Below are 12,798 nucleotides of genomic sequence, written 5' to 3' on the forward strand. Positions count from 1 at the left end.
GGCTCTGATTGTTGTCTCGAGACTGCTTCGCCAACCGGCGAAGCTCACGAGCCGAGAAATCTGTCCGTAGGGGTACTGCTGGTGGCATGGCGCGAATCCTCCTCGCGCCCAGTGAATCAGAACTCCAGCTTCAGGGGAATCCCCCGTGAGTCAGTCACAAGAGCCCTTGGTATTACTTGTCGCCATGGCGGATGCAGCGCAGCGCGCCATTGTCGAACATGGCGGTGATGGGGCCGGCAGAAAGAATGCGCCGCTTCGGCTCCCGCACATTCGTTCCCGTCAGCCTGACGGCACGGGTGAGGACATTTGCTGCCATGGTCGGCTCCCGATTGCGCTTGGTGATCTCGCTGCTCCGGAAGATGCAGATGAAGGAAGGGACGCGGGCAGTGTCAATCACCGTTATCGGAGACTGCGGCAGCTCAGGAAATTCTCGCAAGCCCGGTCTTCACGCGGCGCAGCGGGATCGAACTCTCGATTGACGCAACACCGGGAACCTTGGTGAAGCGGCCCACCAGAAAGCGTTCGAACTCCGCGAGACCCCGCGTCGAGATCCGCAGGAGATAGTCCCGGTTTCCGGTCATCAGCCAGCAGTCAACGACCTCCGGAAAGGTGCGGATGGCCGCCTCGAACTTCGCCAGGGCGCTGTCGACCTGCTGATCGAGTTTTACAGAGACGAAGACCGAAAAGCCGAAGCCGAGTTCAACCTCGTCAATCAGCGCCGCATAGCCGCTGATGATGCGGGCTTCCTCGAGCAGGCGCACCCGGCGTGCCACGGCAGAGGCCGAGAGCCCCACGCGGTCAGCGAGTTCGTTGATGGTCGTGCGCCCGTCCTCCTGCAGGATTCGCAGGATCGCAATGCTGGTCTTGTCTGGTGATGTGGAAATCATCAATGAAGCTCGGTTTTTCCATGATAATCACCAATATATCTCATTCCGTTCGCCAGAAAAGTGAAAACCCCCGGAGGTTCCGGTCCAAGCTCGGTCAGGAAGCGGAGGAGCTTTCACGATGGAATCCACGAATCTGCGCCATCTCGCATGCATCGAGCGCCGCCTTCTCTGGCTGTCGCACTGGATGATCCATCATGCCAATCACATCCGACCGCGGGAGGACGCGATCAAGATTGGGGGTCATCAGGCCTCCTCGGCGTCGATGGTGTCGATCATGACAGCGCTCTATTTCTCCGCGCTGCGGCCACAGGACCGCGTGGCCGTGAAGCCCCATGCCGGGCCGGTCTTCCATGCTATCCAATATCTGATGGGACGCCAGACGCGCGAAGCCATGGAGAACTTCAGGGGGTTCGGTGGCGTGCAGAGTTACCCGAGCCGGACAAAGGATACCGATGACGTCGATTTCTCGACAGGCTCGGTAGGCCTCGGTGTGGCCATCACGTCTTTTGCTGCACTGACCCAGGATTACATCCGGGCCAAGCCATGGGGTCCGGTGGCGCCTGCCGGGCGCATGATCGCCCTTGCCGGGGACGCGGAGCTGGATGAGGGAAATGTCTACGAAGCGCTGCAGGAGGGCTGGAAGAATAATTTGCGCAATTGCTGGTGGATCATCGACTATAATCGTCAATCGCTCGACGGCATCGTGCACGAGGGCCTGTGTAGCCGCATCGAGAAGATCTTCGATGCCTTTGGCTGGGATGTCGTGCGCCTTAAGCATGGGCGGTTACAGAGAGAGGCTTTTTCCGAGCCTGGCGGAGATGCGCTGAAGGACTGGATCGATCACTGTCCCAATCCGCTCTACTCGGCCTTGATCTACATGGGTGGCGCAGCCTGGCGCGAACGGCTGCTGAATGACCTCGGCGATCAGGGTCCGGTCTCGGCTCTGCTGGCCCGACGCAGTGATGCCGCACTCGCGGAACTCATGGAGAATCTGGGGGGCAACTGTGTGGCGACGATGGCCGAGGCTTTTGCGACCGCGAAAACCGAGCGGCCTGTCTGCTTTTTGGCCTATACGATCAAGGGCTGGGGCACGCCCCTTGCCGGACACAAGGACAATCATGGCGGGCTGATGACCAGCGCCCAGATGGCGGACTGGCAGATCAGGATGGGCGTGCCGGCGGGACAGGAGTGGGACCGCTTCGCAGGCGTTGCGGACAAGGCCTCGCTCGAAGCATTTCTCAAGGTGGTGCCCTTCTTCAAGGCTGGCGCACGGCGGCTCACGGACGATGCGCTTCACGTGCCCGGCATCAGTGCACCGCAGGAACGCGAAATCTCGACGCAGGCCGCCTTCGGCAAGATTCTCGATGGGCTTGCCAGAGGCAACAGCGAACTAGCCGCGCGCATTGTGACCATGTCGCCCGATGTGACCGGCACCACCAGTCTCGGCCCCTGGGTGAACCGGCGCCGACTGTTTGCGCGCGCAGCACGCGCCGACACATTCAGGCTCGAAAACATTGCCTCGACGGCGAAGTGGGACTTCTCGCCGGAGGGCCAGCACATCGAGTTGGGCATCGCCGAAATGAACCTGTTCCTGCTCCTCGGTGCGGCGGGACTGGCGCACACTCTGTTCGGAAAGCGGCTGATCCCTATCGGAACGGTCTATGATCCCTTCGTGGCGCGCGGCCTCGATGCGATGAACTATGCCTGCTATCAGGATGCGCGCTTCATCATTGCGGGAACGCCCTCGGGCGTCACGCTGGCGCCCGAGGGGGGCGCGCATCAGTCGATCGCCTCGCCGCTGATCGGCATGGCGCAGGACGGGATCGCCGCATTCGAACCTGCCTTTGCAGAGGAACTGGCGTTGATCATGGGCTGGGCCTTCGACTATCTGCAGCGCAGCGGCGAGGGCGATCCCGATGAGCGCAACTGGCTGCGCGACGAAACGGGCGGCTCCGTCTATCTCCGGCTTAGCACCAATCCCGTGGCCCAGCCTCCGCGCCGCGATGACGCCGCGTTCCGTCAAGGCGTCATCGATGGCGGATACTGGCTGCGCAAGCCAGGTCCCGGCTGTGAGGTGGTCATCGCCTATCAGGGTGTCATTGCTCCGGAAGCGATCGCTGCCGCCGGTCTGATCGCGGAGGCAAGACGCGATGTCGGGGTTCTGGCCGTGACCTCCGCCGACCGGCTGAATGCCGGGTGGACAGCGGCGCAACGTGCCCGCGCCAGGGGCCAGCACAATGCCGTCTCGACAGTCGAATACCTGCTTGCGGAGCTGCCACAGCATTGCAGCCTCGTTACCGTGATCGATGGCCATCCGGCGACGCTTGCCTGGCTTGGCGGTGTTCACGGCCACAGGACCATTCCGCTGGGTGTGGAGCATTTCGGGCAGACCGGCACGATCGGGGACCTCTACCGCGACTTCGGCATCTCGGCCGCCTGTATCGCTCAGAAGGCCAGCAGCCTCACTGCCGGCCGGCCGGTGGCTGCCATTTCAGCCTAACCCGCCATCCTGTAACATCAAAATTGGTATGATAGGTTGCATGGTATGATTAACGCATTGACAGCCCCAAAACGGCTTGTTAGCTTTTTTGTCGAGAGCTGATTTAGCCATAGAGATCGGCTCCAAGTAGAAAAAACGGGAGGAAATACATGAAGTTATTCAAAAGCAACCTGATCCTGGCGGCAATCATTGCCGCTGCGGCATCAACCTCGGCGCTTGCCGCCGACAAGGTCGTCATCGGCTATTCGGCTCCGGCACTGCTGGGCGGCCAGGGACAGATACAAGCCGGCCTGCTGAATGGCGCGAAGGCCAAGGGCTGGGAGGTCGTCACCCTGACGTCCGGCGGTGACGCCCAGAAGCAGCTCAACGACATCAACGACCTGATTGCCCAGAAGGTGGCGGCGATCGTTGCGGTTCCCGATGACAGCGCCGGCATCTGCCAGGCGGTGGCGGCGGCCAAGGAAGCCAAGATCCCCTTCTACACCATCGACCGCGCCCCGTCTGGCTGTGAAGTCGATATGGTCGTGCTGTCGGACAACTACCTTGCTGGCAAGCAGGCCGGCGAAGCCATGGTGGCCTTCCTCAAGGCGCGGCATGGGTCGGTCAAGGGCAAGGTTCTCGAAATCACCGGCAACCTTGCCCAGAACGTCGCGCAGTTGCGCGGCGCCGGCTTCAACGACGTCATGAAGCAGCATCCCGAAGTCGAAGTCATGTCCAAGGTGGGTGACTGGGACGCATCGAAGGGCGTCGACATCGTGCGTGACGTTGTCTCGGCCCAGGCCGATCTCGACGGCATCTACATGCACTCGGACTGCGTCTACTCCACCGGCACGGTCCAGACGCTCAAGGAGCTCGGCAAGGATGCCCAGTCCGGCAAGGACGGCCACATCTTCTTGGCCAGCGTCGATGCCTGCCTCGCCGCGCTCGAACTCATGCGCGAGGGCAGGTTTGACCACGCGTCCAATCAGCCCATTCCGGACTTCGGCGTCCTGGCGGCTGACTACATCGAGAAGAAGCTGAAGGGCGAGGAAATCGCTCCCGGCGAAGTTAAGCAGGACGGCGCCCTGTGGTCACCCGCACGTGTCGAGAAGGCTGATGTCGGCATGCAGCTCTTCCTCTCCACCACGCCTGTCAATTCCTCGAATATGAATGACGAGCGCCTGTGGGGCAACATCGAGAAGAAGAACGGCGGCTGATCCGCTGAATTCCGAATGACGGCGGGGCGCGGCGGTCTTACGCACTGCGCCCCGTAGCCTTCGGTCCAATTTAAGAGCCGAGTGGAGAATGGTGATGGACAGCGCCTTAGAGCCGCCTGTCGTCGAAATGCTGGACATCGTGAAGGTCTTTCCGGGCGTGCGCGCGCTGGACAATGTCTCCTTCACGGTCCGCCGCGGACAGATTCACGCCCTGCTCGGCAAGAACGGTGCTGGCAAATCCACGCTGATGCATGTGCTGACTGGGCTCTATGCGCCCGACTCCGGAACGATCCGCATCCGTGGCACAGTTCATGAAAATCTCAATACAGCACGTGCCAAACAGGCTGGCATCGCGCTCGTCTCGCAGCATGCCAAATACATTCCAAGCCTTAGCATCGCCGAGAACGTCTATTGCGGCATGCTGCCGATGAAGGCCAGTGGCTTTGTTGACTGGAAGAAGATGAACCGCGATGCGCATGAGAAGCTGTCGCGATTCGGCCTCGATCTCGATGTCACGCGGCTCATGGAAGACACGACCGTCGCCGAGCGTCAGATGATCGAAATCGCCCGCGCTCTGTTTGCCGACGCAGGCGTCATCATTCTCGACGAGCCCACCGCGCCGCTGCCCAAGCATGATGTCGCCAAACTCTTCGAATTCGTCCGCCGCCAGCGCGAACGTGGCGCGTCCTTCATTTACATCTCGCACTACCTCGAGGAAATCTTCGAGGTGGCGGACCATGTGACCGTGATGCGCAATGGCGCCGTCACTGGTACATCGGCCGTCAGGGACATCACCCAGCAGGAACTGATCCGCCTCATCAGCGGCGCCAATGTCGAACGCTACCGCAGGGCGGGCGGCAACATCGGGAAGCCGGTTCTGGAAATCAGCAAGCTGGCGCGGCCCGGCATTTATTCCGGCATCGACCTGACGCTCCATGCCGGCGAGGTGGTCGGCATCACAGGCCTGGAAGGCAGCGGACCCGGCGAACTGGCGCGTGGCCTCTTCGGCCTGGAGCCGCTGGGCGTGGGCGACATCCGGCTGCAGGGCAAGCCCTACAGCGCCACAAGCCCCATCGAGGCGCTGGCGCAGGGGCTCGCCTATCTTCCGCGCGACCGCCACGGCCTCGGCATTGTCGCGATCCGCAGTGTGCGCGACAACATCTCGCTCTCGGTGTTGAAGCGCCTGCAAAGCCTCTTGGGCCTCATCGATGGCAGCAGGGAACGCAAGCTTGCCGAAGACTACATCGAGGCGCTCGGCATCAAGACCCCCTCGATCAATACCGCGGTCGAAAATCTCAGCGGGGGCAACCAGCAGAAAGTGGTGGTAGCCAAGCTTGCCGCTACGGAACCAAGGGTTCTGTTTCTCGACGAACCCACCCAGGGTGTTGACGTCCAGGCGAAGGTCGACCTCCTGCGGATCGTCGACCAGCTGAGCCAGCGGGGAGTGGCCGTTGCCGTCGTTTCCGATGAATTGAACGAGCTGATGGACATCTGCGACAGGATCGTCGTGTTCTACAGGGGCAGGATCATCCGCGAGTTCCGGAAAGGCCAGGACACAATCACCACGGCGCGGCTTCTGGCTGCGATCGAAGGCGAGATGGGGGAGAAAGCCGATGCAACTGTCTAAGCATGTTCCAGCGTTACTCGATCATCTGATCTGGGTGATTCTTGTCGCCGTGTTCATATTCTTCATGACCCAGTCGCCGGTTTTCCTGTCATCGACAAACATCACCAACATCCTTACAGCGGCGGCAATCCTCGGCATTCTCGTCGTCGGCCAGACATTCGTGCTGATCACAGGGAATTTCGATCTCTCCACGGAATCGACCCTCGGACTGGCCGGTCTCATCGGCATGTTCCTGATCGTTCCGGCCACCGCGCCCCACTGGGGCGGCGGCATCATGCTCAACCCCTACATCTCCATAGTGGTGCTGCTGCTGATGGGCGCCAGCGTCGGCTACATCATCGGCGCTCTGATCACCATCGGCAAGATGAACAACTTCATCGTCACCCTCGCGATGCTGCTGATCCTGCGCGGCCTTATCATGGCCTTCACCAAGGGGACACCGATCAGCGGACTTGGTTTTGCACCTGCTGAAACCTATTTCTGGCTCGGTCACAAGGCGCTCTTCGAGATTCCCGGCGTGATCAAGATCCCGGTGGCCGTGGTCGCGACCGCCGCGGTCTTCATAATCGGCCACATCATACTCAACCACCGCCGGTTCGGCCGCGAGCTCTATGCCATCGGCGGCAACCGGCAGGCCGCGATTGCTTCAGGCATCGATGCCGATGCCCGCGTCCGCCAGGTCTATGTGCTCTCCGGTCTTCTCGCGGCACTCGGCGGCTGGATGCTGGCCGGGCGGGTAGGATCGATCCAGGCCAATCTTGGCGAAGGATACATCTTCACCGTTATGGCGGCAGCGGTCATCGGTGGCATCAGCCTCCAGGGCGGTCGCGGCACCATGCTCGGAGCGCTGGGCGGCGTGTTGCTCCTGTCCACCATCGACCGCGGCCTGAACCTGATGAACGTCAACGTATTCTGGGTGAAGGTCATCCAGGGCCTGATAATCATGCTGGCGATGTTCATCGACGCTCAGCGCGTCCGCTTCCGGTCCTTCGAGAAGGTCAGCCACGACGCAGCGGGCGAGCAGCCTGCGGCCTCAAACTAACGGGAGCAGCGGCGCCTCAGCCGGGATCACCGCGGCATGACCGGGAAGACAGCAGTAGAAAGCCAGCGCGCCGTGAGGCCAGCCCAGCAACAGACCCGAGATGGCAGCCAGATGCTGTTCACAAGCATCAAGCGGCGGAAGGTCCATCAGGACGTCGCCGAGCAGATCGAGAATCAGATCCTCTCGGGCCTGCTGCCGGAGGGAGCGAGCCTGCCGTCCGAGCGGAACTTGATGGAGGCTTTCGACGTCGGGCGTCCGGCGATCCGCGAGGCCCTTCTGCTTCTGCAGAGAAGCGGCTTCATCAGGATCACGAATGGGGGCCGGACGGTTGTGACGCGGCCGACGGCGGCCAACCTTCTGGAGCAGCTTTCAGGCTCGGCGCGATATCTGCTGTCGTCGGAGGGTGGCGAGAAAGCCTTTCAGGATGCCCGCCGGATCTTTGAATCCGCCATCGCGCGAAACGCCGCCGAGCTTGCAACCGACAAGGACATTGCGCGGCTTGGAGAGTATCTGAAGATCAACCGCGAGGCTCTGGGTGACATGGATGCATTCGAGCGATCCGATATTGCCTTTCATCTGGCCCTGGCAGAGATCGGCGGCAATCCGGTGTTTTCGGCCCTTCATGCGGCGATTTCCGAATGGCTGGCCCTTCAGCGGCATATCTCCCTGCGTGTTCCGGGCGTCGCCCTCTGCGCCTATCGCAGCCATGAGGAGATTCACGAAGCCGTGGCCGCGAGAAATCCCGAGGCCGCATGGCACGCCATGGACCGCCACCTGAAAACGGTCGCCCAGCAGTTCGAACAGGGCAAGGGCAGGCCAGCATGAGCCTGCCCTTTGTGATCCTTGTCGAGATGAATGTTCGGTCTGCCGAGCTGATGCCGGAGTTCCGGCGCCTCATGGATGACAATGCCAAGCTGTCCTTGAAGAACGAGCCCGGATGCCGGCGATTTGATGTGGTTTTGCCCGACGACAGCGACACCCAAATCCTTCTCTACGAAATCTATGATGATGAAGCGGCATTCGCCGCACATCTGAAGACCGAGCATTTTCTAACCTTCCATGCGGCTTCCGAACACCTTCTTGAGAGCAGGCGCATCCGGCGGGGCGCGTTGGTCTGTGAAGCATCCGCCGGGGCATGAGCACAAAGGATCGTTGAATGAACCAGTTCTCCTTGAAGAAGATGACGCAGACCCGTGCTCCGAAGTTCGGCCACTATGTGGGCGAGTTCGCAACCCCGGGCATCGGGCATATCGTGGCTTCGGCGCGGTGCGATTTCGTGTTCTTTGACATGGAACATTCGGGCCTCAGCCTTGAGACGCTCAAGAGCGCAGTCCGGTATTTCGAAGCCGGGGGCGTTTCGGTCCTCGTGAGATCGCCCTGCAAGGATTACGACATGATCGCCCGCATCGCCGACGCCGGTGCAGAGGGCATCATGGCTCCGATGGTCAAGGATGCCGCAGAGGCCGAAATGGTGGTGCAGCATCTCAAATATCCGCCGGCCGGCAAGCGGGGCGTGGCGCTCGGCATCGCCCATGACAACTATTTCTCGGGCGATATTCCCGTTGACGAGCGGTTGCGACTGTCCAATGAGCGGATGACCTTCTTCGCTCTCATCGAGACGCGCGAGGGCGCTGAGAACGCCGATGAAATCGCCCGAACACCGGGAGTTGACTGTCTGTGGATCGGTCACTTTGATCTCAGCGCATCGCTGGGAATACCTGGAAAATTCGACCACCCGGACTATGTCGCAGCTTTCGACAAGATCGTGGCCGCCGCGAAGAAGCACAATCGCTCGCTGGGACGGCTGGTCATGACGCCCGCCGAAGGCATTGCCGACATCAAACGCGGTTTCGACTTCTGCTGCTACGGAACTGACACATCGCTCTATCAGCGGGCGCTGAAGGCGGGAATTTCCGAACTCCGGAGTGCATACGATGGCAAGTGAGGATTTCCGCGTTGTCCTGTCCGGTGATTTCATCAACCCTGACGGATCACCGAAGTTTCCGGACTTTGATCTGGCAGCCCTGCGCGGGATGCCGGGCCTGAGTGTTGGGTTCCTGCCCGGGTCAGACCCTGTGCGTGCAGATCTCCTTGAGAATGTGGATGCGCTCATCCTTCTCGGATGCAGATTCACGAAGGACAGCATCCCTGCGTCGGGCCGGCTCAGTGTCATCGCGCGCTTTGGCGTTGGCTACGATTCAGTCGATGTCGAGGCCTGCACCGCCCACGACATTGCAGTCTGCATCACGCCGGACGGCGTTCGCCGTCCGGTCGCCGTGGCCATTCTCACCATGATGCTGGCGCTCACCGGAAAGCTACTGATCAAGGACCGCATGACGCGGATGGGGCCTTCAGGTTTTGCGGCCGCGCGCGATGATCACATGGGCGTGGGGCTGGTGGGGCGCACACTCGGATCCATCGGGATCGGAAACATTGGCGCCGAAATGTTCCGGCTCGCGAAGCCCTTCGGGATGCGATTCCTGGCCCATGACCCCTTCACATCGAAGGAGGTTGCCGACGAGTTGGGCGTCACGCTTGTTGACAGGCAAACGCTGTTCCGGGAGTCCGATGTTCTCACCGTCAATTGCCCCCTCACCGAGGAGACGCATCACCTCGTCAATTCAGACCTGCTCTCACTGATGAAGCCGACATCCTTCATCATCAACACCGCACGGGGGCCGATCATCGATCAGGACGCGCTGACGGACATTCTCCAGCGCCGCGGCATCGCGGGTGCGGGCCTCGATGTGTTCGAGGGCGAACCGCTGAACGCCGATCATCCACTGTTCGCGCTCGACAATGTCATCGTTACGCCACATGCCCTTTGTTGGACTGACCAGTGCTTCGCCGGCATCGGAGCGGCCGATGTGGCATCGGTGCTGGCCATCCATGCCGGGCGCCAGCCACCCGGTCTTCTCAACAAGGCGGTGATGACGCAGCCCGGCTTCGTGAGAAAACTGCAGCGCCACGCGGCGCGTCACGTCAGGTGACATGTGCCTTGGGTTTGACCGAGGCATGGCTTGCCGCAGCCTCATAGGCGGCTTCGACGAGGGCATAGGTCTTGAGATTGTCCTCGCCCGAGGTGTCGGCCGCCAGACCGAGCCTGAAGCGTTCGAACATGTGGCGATTGGTGTGCAGCACGGCCTCCTGCGAGGCGTGCCACGGACGGCTCGTCCAGTGCAGCAGCGGCCCGCCGACATGGTCTTCAAAGGTCAGGCCCTGGGTCGTCACCGTCAGTTTCTCGCCCTTTGAGAGAATTAGAGAGCCCTCATCGCCCTCGATTTCCAGAAGCGTTTCCGGGAATGGATCATCGCCGCGCTTGGCCGCATAGGTCGCCTCGACGACGGAAACGGCGCCGGACGTGTGGCGCATCATGATGGTGGCCGTGTCTTCAGCCCTGATCTTCGGATTGCGCTTCTGTGTTTCACAGGACAGGCGCTCCACTTCGCCGAGGAAGAAACGTGCTAGGTCCAGGATATGGATGCCCAAATCCTGGATCACGAGCTTCGCCTCTTCCGCGAGATAGGGTTGGCCACGATAGACATCGAAGCCGGTCCGCCAGGACAGCCGTGCCCAGCGTGGTGTGCCAATCGTGCCATGCGCGAGCACTTTCTTTACTGCCCTCATGGATGTCGAAAACCGGAAGTTCTCATGGACGGCGAGCCAGGCATTGTGCTGACGGGCCTTTTCCACTACGGCGATGCAATCCTCCCATGTCGGCGCAAACGGCTTCTGGACGATGGCGGCGATACCAAGTTCTGCGGCAATGGCAGCAAGCGGGCGGTGCGTATCCATCCGCGTGGCGATGTCGAGAAGATCGAGCGGCACGGCCTCGAGCATCGTCTCGATGCACGAGAAATGGGGCACGCCGAACTTCACGCCAGCAGCCTTTGCCCTTCCGGGATCCATGTCGCAGACCGCTGCCAGAATGGCGCCCTCCGGACGCAGATCCGCCCAGGCATGCAAATGGTTCTGGGCATAAAATCCACAACCCACCATACCGACTGCCACTATCTGCCGCTGTTGCATGGCCCTTCATACCCTTTCTGTTTGAGCAGGAGTCTGCGTTCACGCATGCAAGGAGTCAACGCTTCGATCACCTGCGCGGCAGATGTTGCTAGCGCCCGCCCGAGACGTTGAGGATGGCGCCCGTGACATAGGACGCAGAGGGCGACAGCAGCCAGACGGCGGCCTCCGCAATCTCCTCGGCAGTGCCCGCCCGCTTCATCGGAAGATTGGCGGCGAAATCCGTGGCAAAGCTCGCGCCATGGTGTGCGGCATGGATCGGCGTGTCGATGACTCCGGGACGGATCGCGTTCACGCGGATACCCTCGGTAGCGACCTCGCGTGCAAGCCCGATGGTGAGGGAGTCGAGGCCGCCCTTGCTGGCCGCGTAATGCACTTCGTGGGGCAGTCCACCGAGAATGGCAGCCATGGAAGATATATTGAGGATGGCGCCGCCACGGCCACCACGCGCGGTTGACATGCGCCGTACGGCCTCCCGGCAGCAGTATATGGGGCCAGCCAGATTGACCGCCAGCACACGACTGACGGTTGCTGCATCGACCTCCGCGACCGGTTTGACGGCGATGATTCCGCCGGCATTGTTCACAAGACAGTCCAGCGGCCCGAAGGCGGCATCGGCCTTCTCAAACATCGTGACAATTTGGGCTTCGTTGCCCATATCAGCCTGAACGGCGAAGGCTTCGCCCCCATCCGCGCGGATTTCCGCACAGACGGCGTCGGCCGCCTCACGGTGCGTGCCGTAATGCACGGCAACGGCGCCACCCCTGCGGCCAAGCGCCCGGGCAATCGCCGCGCCAATGCCACGGCTGGCGCCTGTCACCAGTGAGACGGTTCTGACGGTCATGGGCCTCTCCTTTCCAGAGCAGCCCGGCCATCGGCAGGCCAGACCCACATGCCGGGATTGTGGTTTGGATCAGAGTCTAGGCGTTGGGCGAAAAAAGGGCCAGAGGTGTTGTGCAGGTACAGGTCAACAGCCTGCATCCGAGTACATGCCGAGCTGCGAAGATATGGCAGGCCAGAAGTCTGGGCGAGGCGGTGTCGGCGATCCGACGGCGCTCCCGTAACCACGAGGCGTTATAGAGATCGGCGAACTCAGCGAGGCCCTTGCGCAGTGCCTCCACGGTGGGGAAGTACCGGACCCAGAGCAGTTGTTCCTTCAGCGTCCTGATGACCCTCTCCGCGACACCGTTGCCCGCTGGCTGGCGCACAAAGGCGGTAGAGCTCTCGATCCCGAGGAATTCGATCTCGTCCTGGAAGTCATCGGCAAGGTAGTTGGAACCGTTGTCGTGGCGAAGGATCAGACCGGCCGCGACGTTTTCCGTCACCGCACCGAAGTGCTTCGCCACCCCCTGCCGGATCGGCTCGAGCGCCTCCCAGCGGCTGGCGCTGGAGGAGGCGTGAGTCCCGACCAGCTCGCCCGAGCAGTGGTCGACGGCGATGAAGACATAGGCGCGGCCCTCACCGGTCGTGACTGTCTGGGTCATGTCGGTGCCCCACATCTGGTCCACCCTGTCGGTCAT

13 protein-coding genes are annotated in these 12,798 nt (G+C 61.6%); 8 read left to right on the plus strand and 5 right to left on the minus strand.

The genetic code is table 11. The features are described 5' to 3' along the window. Window positions 1-172 precede the first annotated feature (172 nt). Together ACILRA_RS11275 and ACILRA_RS11280 are read right to left on the minus strand one after the other, a co-directional pair. Complete coding sequence (locus ACILRA_RS11275; RefSeq protein ID WP_395662197.1) at window positions 173-316, minus strand: hypothetical protein; 144 nt, start codon at window positions 314-316, stop codon at window positions 173-175. Window positions 317-419: 103 nt separating this feature from the next. Further along, a complete protein-coding gene (locus tag ACILRA_RS11280; protein WP_395662209.1) occupies window positions 420-887 on the minus strand; it encodes an Lrp/AsnC family transcriptional regulator in 468 nt (155 codons plus the stop codon). 118 nt (window positions 888-1,005) lie between these two features. Here ACILRA_RS11280 and ACILRA_RS11285 point away from each other — a divergent pair, with 118 nt between their 5' ends. The 8 genes from ACILRA_RS11285 to ACILRA_RS11320 all read left to right on the plus strand — a co-directional run bounded on the left by ACILRA_RS11285 (window position 1,006) and on the right by ACILRA_RS11320 (window position 10,242). Further along, window positions 1,006-3,387 (plus strand): 1-deoxy-D-xylulose-5-phosphate synthase N-terminal domain-containing protein, encoded by a 2,382-nt coding sequence (locus ACILRA_RS11285; protein WP_395662198.1) that lies wholly within the window; start codon window positions 1,006-1,008, stop codon window positions 3,385-3,387. A 149-nt stretch (window positions 3,388-3,536) separates the two neighbouring features. Next, window positions 3,537-4,583 (plus strand): sugar ABC transporter substrate-binding protein, encoded by a 1,047-nt coding sequence (locus tag ACILRA_RS11290; protein ID WP_395662199.1) that lies wholly within the window; start codon window positions 3,537-3,539, stop codon window positions 4,581-4,583. A gap of 94 nt (window positions 4,584-4,677) precedes the next feature. After that, window positions 4,678-6,210, plus strand: coding sequence for a sugar ABC transporter ATP-binding protein (locus ACILRA_RS11295; RefSeq protein ID WP_395662200.1), 1,533 nt, complete (start codon window positions 4,678-4,680; stop codon window positions 6,208-6,210). Next, window positions 6,197-7,252 carry an ABC transporter permease gene (locus tag ACILRA_RS11300; protein WP_395662201.1) on the plus strand — a complete coding sequence of 352 codons (1,056 nt, stop codon included), beginning with the start codon at window positions 6,197-6,199 and terminating at the stop codon, window positions 7,250-7,252. Before ACILRA_RS11295 ends, ACILRA_RS11300 begins: the two co-directional genes overlap by 14 nt. Before the next feature lie 36 nt (window positions 7,253-7,288). Continuing rightward, complete coding sequence (locus ACILRA_RS11305; protein ID WP_395662202.1) at window positions 7,289-8,077, plus strand: FCD domain-containing protein; 789 nt, start codon at window positions 7,289-7,291, stop codon at window positions 8,075-8,077. After that, window positions 8,074-8,391, plus strand: coding sequence for a putative quinol monooxygenase (locus ACILRA_RS11310; protein WP_395662203.1), 318 nt, complete (start codon window positions 8,074-8,076; stop codon window positions 8,389-8,391). Before ACILRA_RS11305 ends, ACILRA_RS11310 begins: the two co-directional genes overlap by 4 nt. A 17-nt stretch (window positions 8,392-8,408) precedes the next feature. Then, window positions 8,409-9,197, plus strand: a complete 789-nt coding sequence (locus ACILRA_RS11315; RefSeq protein WP_395662204.1) for an HpcH/HpaI aldolase/citrate lyase family protein — start codon at window positions 8,409-8,411, stop codon at window positions 9,195-9,197. Further along, window positions 9,187-10,242 carry an NAD(P)-dependent oxidoreductase gene (locus ACILRA_RS11320; RefSeq protein ID WP_395662205.1) on the plus strand — a complete coding sequence of 352 codons (1,056 nt, stop codon included), beginning with the start codon at window positions 9,187-9,189 and terminating at the stop codon, window positions 10,240-10,242. The genes ACILRA_RS11315 and ACILRA_RS11320 overlap by 11 nt, the downstream gene beginning before the upstream one ends. Here ACILRA_RS11320 and ACILRA_RS11325 read toward each other — a convergent pair. From ACILRA_RS11325 to ACILRA_RS11335, 3 genes are all read right to left on the minus strand, one after another. Then, window positions 10,235-11,281, minus strand: coding sequence for a Gfo/Idh/MocA family oxidoreductase (locus ACILRA_RS11325; RefSeq protein ID WP_395662206.1), 1,047 nt, complete (start codon window positions 11,279-11,281; stop codon window positions 10,235-10,237). The two genes, ACILRA_RS11320 and ACILRA_RS11325, sit on opposite strands and share 8 nt — an antisense overlap. 88 nt (window positions 11,282-11,369) lie before the next feature. Beyond that, entirely contained in the window at window positions 11,370-12,122 is a 753-nt protein-coding gene (locus tag ACILRA_RS11330) for an SDR family oxidoreductase (protein WP_395662207.1), read from the minus strand. A gap of 76 nt (window positions 12,123-12,198) precedes the next feature. Further along, on the minus strand, window positions 12,199-12,798 hold a 600-nt coding region (locus ACILRA_RS11335; protein WP_395662208.1), incomplete at its 5' end, for a transposase.

The organism is Aestuariivirga sp., from assembly GCF_044239095.1.
In the GTDB taxonomy this organism is placed as follows: domain Bacteria; phylum Pseudomonadota; class Alphaproteobacteria; order Rhizobiales; family Aestuariivirgaceae; genus Aestuariivirga.

Excerpts from the sequence above, each read along its gene's own strand:
- ACILRA_RS11280 (WP_395662209.1), bottom strand. The coding sequence starts at position 887 with ATGATTTCCACATCACCAGACAAGACCAGCATTGCGATCCTGCGAATC.
- ACILRA_RS11330 (WP_395662207.1), bottom strand. The coding sequence starts at position 12,122 with ATGACCGTCAGAACCGTCTCACTGGTGACAGGCGCCAGCCGTGGCATT.
- ACILRA_RS11310 (WP_395662203.1), top strand. The coding sequence starts at position 8,074 with ATGAGCCTGCCCTTTGTGATCCTTGTCGAGATGAATGTTCGGTCTGCC.
- ACILRA_RS11295 (WP_395662200.1), top strand. The coding sequence starts at position 4,678 with ATGGACAGCGCCTTAGAGCCGCCTGTCGTCGAAATGCTGGACATCGTG.
- ACILRA_RS11325 (WP_395662206.1), bottom strand. The coding sequence starts at position 11,281 with ATGCAACAGCGGCAGATAGTGGCAGTCGGTATGGTGGGTTGTGGATTT.
- ACILRA_RS11305 (WP_395662202.1), top strand. The coding sequence starts at position 7,289 with ATGACCGGGAAGACAGCAGTAGAAAGCCAGCGCGCCGTGAGGCCAGCC.
- ACILRA_RS11300 (WP_395662201.1), top strand. The coding sequence starts at position 6,197 with ATGCAACTGTCTAAGCATGTTCCAGCGTTACTCGATCATCTGATCTGG.
- ACILRA_RS11320 (WP_395662205.1), top strand. The coding sequence starts at position 9,187 with ATGGCAAGTGAGGATTTCCGCGTTGTCCTGTCCGGTGATTTCATCAAC.
- ACILRA_RS11285 (WP_395662198.1), top strand. The coding sequence starts at position 1,006 with ATGGAATCCACGAATCTGCGCCATCTCGCATGCATCGAGCGCCGCCTT.
- ACILRA_RS11290 (WP_395662199.1), top strand. The coding sequence starts at position 3,537 with ATGAAGTTATTCAAAAGCAACCTGATCCTGGCGGCAATCATTGCCGCT.
- ACILRA_RS11275 (WP_395662197.1), bottom strand. The coding sequence starts at position 316 with ATGGCAGCAAATGTCCTCACCCGTGCCGTCAGGCTGACGGGAACGAAT.
- ACILRA_RS11315 (WP_395662204.1), top strand. The coding sequence starts at position 8,409 with ATGAACCAGTTCTCCTTGAAGAAGATGACGCAGACCCGTGCTCCGAAG.